At 59.1% G+C, this 6,063-nt stretch carries 5 protein-coding genes and 2 pseudogenes; 5 read left to right on the top strand and 2 right to left on the bottom strand.

Features of this window, described 5'->3' with window-relative positions:
* Nucleotides 1–261: 261 nt before the first annotated feature.
* A pseudogene (locus SYN60AY4M2_RS14460) lies at nt 262–528 on the top strand (nitrogenase); the annotation flags it as partial.
* Between the two features lie 56 nt (nt 529–584).
* The gene (locus tag SYN60AY4M2_RS14455) at nt 585–692 is read left to right on the top strand and encodes a Mo-dependent nitrogenase C-terminal domain-containing protein (RefSeq protein WP_240527316.1); all 108 of its coding nucleotides are present in this window, start codon (nt 585–587) and stop codon (nt 690–692) included.
* Nucleotides 693–749: 57 nt separating this feature from the next.
* Here SYN60AY4M2_RS14455 and SYN60AY4M2_RS08985 read toward each other — a convergent pair.
* Nucleotides 750–908, bottom strand: a pseudogene (locus SYN60AY4M2_RS08985) (transposase); the annotation flags it as partial.
* A gap of 112 nt (nt 909–1,020) precedes the next feature.
* Between SYN60AY4M2_RS08985 and SYN60AY4M2_RS14770 the strand changes: the two are divergent.
* A complete protein-coding gene (locus SYN60AY4M2_RS14770) occupies nt 1,021–1,299 on the top strand; it encodes a transposase (protein WP_143597029.1) in 279 nt (92 codons plus the stop codon).
* Nucleotides 1,300–1,886: 587 nt separating this feature from the next.
* Here the strand turns inward: SYN60AY4M2_RS14770 and SYN60AY4M2_RS08970 are convergent.
* A complete protein-coding gene (locus SYN60AY4M2_RS08970) occupies nt 1,887–3,299 on the bottom strand; it encodes a folate/biopterin family MFS transporter (protein WP_099812741.1) in 1,413 nt (470 codons plus the stop codon).
* Nucleotides 3,300–3,580: 281 nt separating this feature from the next.
* On the opposite strand from SYN60AY4M2_RS08970, the gene rph reads away from it, so the two are divergent.
* A complete protein-coding gene (gene rph, locus SYN60AY4M2_RS08965) occupies nt 3,581–4,309 on the top strand; it encodes a ribonuclease PH (RefSeq protein WP_011431427.1) in 729 nt (242 codons plus the stop codon).
* Between the two features lie 493 nt (nt 4,310–4,802).
* Nucleotides 4,803–6,041 carry a response regulator gene (locus SYN60AY4M2_RS08960; RefSeq protein WP_099812740.1) on the top strand — a complete coding sequence of 413 codons (1,239 nt, stop codon included), beginning with the start codon at nt 4,803–4,805 and terminating at the stop codon, nt 6,039–6,041.
* The last annotated feature ends 22 nt before the right edge of the window (nt 6,042–6,063 follow it).

Genomic DNA, 6,063 nt, shown 5'->3' with positions numbered 1-6,063 from the left:
CGCCCAGATTGTGAGACTCAGGGGCATTGAACCCCTTCGTCTCACCGCCTATCCTCCAGCCCGCCAAGCTGCGCTGTGGCGGGAGTACCCCGGAGGTTCTGATGGAGAATATAGCCTCGAGGAGCAGCGACTTATCGAAGATCTCATCCGCTTCGACTGGCCGGAAGACCAGGGGAAAGATCTCGCTCCCCTCTCCCCTGAGAGGAGCTGGCGGCCCAGCTGCAGCGGGAGTTGCGGGAAGATTTCCTGCGCACGGCGGTGATGACAGCCGTTGCCGACGGGGTATATTCCGAGCCGGAGGACCGTCTGTTGCACCAATTGGCCGCTGCCTTCGGACTGGAGCTTCCCCAGCTCCACCTGCTCGGGGCCACGCTGGTCAATAAGGGCGCCACCTCGCCATTGCCGGCAGAGGCTCAGGCCGAGAGCGGCTATACCGACCTTTTGGCTCCCTTGCAGAAGTGGCTGGACGGCATCCAAGTCTGCGACGCGAAGGTAGCCCGCTTCTTGTGCCGTATGATCCCCGGCCAGTGCCCCTTTGAGCGGGAGGTGGTGCTGTTTGGCCGCAAGGTGATGCACATCCCCCCATGTGCAAGCTCAACCCTCTCTACGACCAGGTGGTGGCCTTGCGCTGCCGTGCCCTCTCCTTCCTGGCAGAAGCCGGGGAAGACATCAGCCAGTACACAAAAGGATAGCTTGGTAGCCCCGCACTTTAGTGCAGGGCGGAAAAGCCCGCTAGCCACTTTAGTCGCTTACCCATGATGTGGGCCGTTGATATAGTTTTGAATTACCTCAGCCCTAGCATTCCCCGCGGTACAGAAACAATAACTTCTGCTCCAAACGCTAGGCAGTTTTCGCAGGTTAGCAAACTCCTGCCTTAAATATTTAGAAGCTCTACTTTTGAATGCTTTACGAAGCGATGGGCAAGCTATGGTGAGCTTTGCGCTGAGATGGCGAGAACCCAAAACAAGCACTTTATCGCAATGTATGTTTCCGCCGCACAACAGACCTGTAAGTCTGTAGCTGGAGTGGAGCTATGCTAAGCCTGCCCAGCCCCAATCGCTGGATCCGGGAAAAGCTCTAGCAATTGACCACGGAGTCAACAACTGGCTTACGTGCGTTAGCAACTTAGGACATAGCTTCATCATTGGTGGCCGCAAAGTCAAGTCCTTCAACCAGTGGCACAACAAGGAGCTGGCTAGGCTCAAGACTCACAAGCTGCGAGGGTTTTGGTTGCAAAAGCTTCGTCGAATTACGGAAACCGGAGAATGCGGTCCACAAAGCTGCGGGCAAGGTCATTGACTTCTGTTTACACCACTCAATTGGGAGAATCCTCTTCGGTTGGAACAAAGAACAAAAATAAGAATGCGGTTTTAACCAAAACTTTGTTTTCATTCCAACAGGTCGGTTCAAGGAGCGTATCGCGCAATTATGTTGGCATTATGGCATGGAGTTTATTGAGGTAGAGGAAGCGTACAGCTCGCAGGCAAGCTTCCTAGATGGAGATGAGCTACCTAATTATGGTGAAAAACCCGACGGGTGGAGACCCTCTGGAAAGCGTATCAAGCGGGGCCTGTACCAAACGGCAAAGGGGTGGTTGGTCAACGCTGATGCGAATGCTGCCGCCAACCTGCTTAAGAAAGTCAGCAGAACCTTGGGGCTTTGCCTTCAGGAACTGTCTAGAGGCGCTTTGACAACGCCGTTGCGGGTTCTTTTGTGGACTGCGTAAGAATCCCCCGCCTTTAGGCGGTGGGAGTCTCAATTGATAGTTCGCACTCAAGCATGGCGAAGCCGAACGCCGTCTCCACCTCTAGCTCCTCTCTCCCTCTGGGAGAAGAGCTGGGGGTGAGGGGTGCCTCTAGGAGTGCGTCTGATTGGCAGCCAGCCCCTCAAGAATAGGTGATGTCCGTCTGTCCCAAAGGGATTGCCTCCATCCCTGCCTCGGCCTCTTCCGCGCGCACCTCCTGCAAAAAGGCTTCGAGAGAAGCGTGGGCTTCCGCCTCCAGATCTGCTCCCCCTTCCGGCAGCCAGCCCAAAAGCGGCAGGGGCAAGAGGGTGGACAGGTTGGTCAATAGCAGCAGCAGCCCCAGATGGCTGAAATCGCTCTCGGTTACCCCCAGCGCGTGCATGAGCAGGGATCCCAACTCTTGAGAGAGAAACCCCGCCAGGTTAAAAGCCGACATCAGCAAGGCGAAGAGGGTAGCTTCGATTCCCGGCGGGCAGAGGCGGGCAGCCAAGACCAACACCGGCATAAAGGCAATCTGCCCTGCCACCGTCAGCACCAGGCTATCCCCCAGACTAAACCAGTGATCGTCGATGCCCCAGGCCCGGTTGAGGTGATAGACCAAAATGAGGCTGGTTAGGCCCAGCCCTGCCGAGAGAACCGTCATCCAGCCAAATAGAGGCCGCAGCGGGATCCGCCGCAGATACACCTGAAAGATCGCCACCCCCACCAAGCTGGCGACGCTGGTAACCAGCCGCACCTGGCCTAAAAACCCCGGCCCAAAGCCGAGATCGCTGGTAAAAAAATAAAACAGGGCCACGTCGGCGCTGGGGGTTGCCTGCCAGATAAAGACAAACAACACCGGCAAGAGAATGCTGGGTTGCCGCAGCGCCCGCCACACCTGTCCCACCTGCTGCCGCAAGGGATCCCAGCCAAAGGAGCAGGCCACCGGCTGATCCACAATCACCCAAGCCGCCAGGGCGATCAGCAGCGGCAACAAGGCCGTCAGCCCAAACACCACCTGGGGGGGATAGTGGGCTAGGAGTGCCCCTCCGGCATAGGCCGTGAGCAGAGATCCCAGCGCCGTCGCCCCCCAGGACAAAGACTGCAGCGTGCCCGTCCCCGCCCAGTCGCTGCCGTGAACCCGCTCCACCACCAGCGAATCCACAATGACATCCCCCACCGCCACCGCCAGGGATCCCAAAACCATCCACAGCATCGCCAACTCAGCCGTTGGCGCCCACAGGGCCATCCCTAGCCAAGCCCCACACCCCAGCAGCCCGGAGAGCAAGAGGTAGGGACGGCGGCGGTAGCCTGCCAGCGGCAGCGTATCGGAGAGGAGGCCGTAAAGAGGCTTGAGGGTCCAGGGAATGACGGCAAAGCCCATCAGCGCCGCCGTCTGCGCCGGCCCCAGGCCCAGGCTATCCTTCAAGTAAAAACTGGTGGCCAGCCGCGCCAGCCCCACCGCCCCCTGCACAAAGTACACCAGCAGGATCCCGATCAGTTCCGGCGTCCAGCAGATCTCTTGCAGGGGATCCAAAGTGGATCGGCGCAGCTGTTGCAGCAGGAGGTGAAGCATGGGCAATCTTGTCCTTGTCGCTTCCTGTCTTGGCCGTTGTCCCGTAGGACTGCTCTTGCAGCATTGTCTTGCCGCAACAATAGCAACAGCAGGAAATGAGAGTTAAGAACTTCTTTACACTGTAACCTGCTCAACTGTAACCTGCCCAACCGGCCCACGGCTGCGATCCTCCAGACCCCCGCCTGTCAAGGCGCCGGCGGCACTTCTGTAGAGATTCCAAGCCGTGAGCTGCCTCGGGCGAACATGACTGACAATGCGAGGGATCCTTTTTTGAACTGCTCATGAGCTGGCAACGCCCCGATGGTCGCACGGCTGCCCAATTGCGCCCGATTTCCTTTCAGCGCCACTTCACCCGCTACGCTCCGGGCTCAGTGCTGGTGAAGTTTGGCGATACCCATGTCCTCTGCACCGCCAGTGTGGCCGAAGAAGTCCCCCCCTTTTTGCAGAACACCGGCCAAGGCTGGCTGACAGCAGAGTACCGCATGCTGCCCACCGCCACCCAACAGCGCCAGCCGCGAGAGACGCTAAAAGTCTCAGGCCGCACCGCCGAGATCCAACGGCTCATCGGGCGTAGCCTGCGCGCCGCCTTGGATTTCCACAAGCTGGGATCCCGCACCATCACTGTCGATGCCGACGTCCTGCAGGCCGATGGCAGCACGCGCACCGCCGCCATCACCGGTGGCTATGTGGCCCTGCACGACGCCATCACTTGGCTTTACAAACAGGGGCTGCTGGATCCGGCGCAGGGATCCCCCTTGCGGCAGCAGGTGGCAGCCCTTTCGGTGGGGATCGTGCGAGGCGAGGTGCTGGTGGATTTGTGCTACGAGGAGGACAGCCAAGCGGAAGTGGACATGAACATTGTCATGAACGAGCAGGGAGCCTTGATCGAGATTCAGGGCACCGCCGAAGCCGGCTGCTTCGACCGCTCGCAACTGTTGCAAATGTTGGATATGGCCCAGGCCGGCATCCAAGAATTGCTCCGGGCCCAGCGAGAGACTCTAAACTTGTAGCCGACGGGATTGTTGCAGCCGCGAGCCCAGCCTGAGCCTTGCAGCGGTTCCGGTCGGGCGGCTGCTGGTAGGGTTCCCAGAGTTCTGCCTTTGACACTCCCACCCAGGGGATTCTTACGCAGCCCAAAATGGACTCGCGAAGGCGCTGTCAAGACACCCCTAGACAGTCCTTTGAGGCATAACCTCAAAGTTCTGCTTACTTCGGACTGAAGTTCCTCCAGGTTAGTTATTGCCGCGCCGGTTTTGCACCGCAGTAGGTTGTTTTCCTGGAGAAGCTCTATATAACAAAGAAGCAACTAAAGTGGCTCAAGGGCTTTTTCGCCCCGCACTCAAGTACCGGGCTACCAAGCTATCCTCTTGTGTTTCTTTTTGGTAAAGAGACGATAATGAGATGAAGCAGCCGTGAATCACGGCTGCCTCTGCAAGCTTGGGTGTGTGGCCGAGGTGAATCCCTGCGCATTTGGACTGCAGAGGCTGGCCGGGAGGATGTCCCATGTCCCATTTTGTGTTTGCAGCGGGGGAACTGGCGCCCCTGCTCCGGCAGCAAGGTCGGCAGTTTAGCACCGGCTATCTGCACCTCCACCTCAAAGGGGGGGATCCCGCCGAGGGCACGGAGCCTTGGGTGCTGACCTACTACTACGGCAGACTGCTCTTTTCCGCCGATCAGCCCCTCAACCCTCAGATCCTGCTAAAGCGCCTATCCCGCTTTATTCCCCGCCTCAACTTGGAATGGTCGCAGCGGGCTATCCGAGTGCTGCAGGAGCGGCTGATAAAAGACAACTCCCTGCCGGAACTGCTAGAGGCCATCGCCCAGTTGGGCCTGATCAAGCCAGGTGAGCTGGAAGACGCGCTCTGGCTCAACCTGCTCACCGATTTCGATCGCTATCTCTTTGAGCGGGCAGGCACCTGTTCCTTTGAAGTGCAGGAACGGGTTGCCCAAGAGGCCCCCATTGGCGGGTTTGAGTTGGAGCCGCTGCTACAAGAAGCGGCTCGCCGCCACGATCGCTGGGCGGAGTTGCGGCTGGCTGTTCCCACCATGCTGGCGGTGCCGGTGGTCAACTGGGATCGGGTCAACCGCTATCGCCTTACCGACGAACAGCGGCAAAAGCTACACGCCCTCACCAAAGATGGCCAGTCGCTAGAGGCCATTGCCAAGAAGCTGTGTCGGGATCGGCTGGAGGTGGCCGGCCTTTTCGCTGCCTGGGCCAAAAAAGGTCTGGTGAGCCTGCAAACGCCCCCAGAACTGCTGCAGGCTAAGCGCCACGCTCCCACAACTCTCTTGGCGGTGGACGACAGTGTCGTGATGCAAGAAATCCTGCGGCAGTACCTATCCAAATATCACGTGATCACAACGGGCAACCCCGCCGAGGTGCTCCCCCTTTTGTTTCAGCACCGGCCTCACCTGTTGTTGATGGACATCGCCATGCCCGGGATCGACGGCATAGAACTCTGCCGCATTGTGCGTAGCCTGGAAGAGTTCAAGTCTCTCCCTATCCTGATGGTTACCTCGCGGGATAGTTTGCTGGATCGCATCCGCGGCAAGTGGTCGGGAGCAACCGGCTACCTGACCAAGCCTTTTAGCGAAAGCCAGCTCGTCGCCGAGGTGGAGCGGCTTTTGGCCCAGGCCCAGCAGCAAGAGCACACCCCCTACTCTCCCCGAGGAGCCAAAACCAACCCGCCCAGCCCATGGCGGGGATCCCCTGCCCCCCTTGGGGATCAGGCCAAAGCTTAGAAAGCGGGCCAAGGAGGCCGAA

This window comes from Synechococcus sp. 60AY4M2 (genome assembly GCF_002760375.1).
Taxonomy (GTDB): domain Bacteria; phylum Cyanobacteriota; class Cyanobacteriia; order Thermostichales; family Thermostichaceae; genus Thermostichus.
The sequence above is the reverse complement of the archived record's forward strand: the minus strand, read 5'-3'. Positions and strand labels throughout refer to the sequence as shown.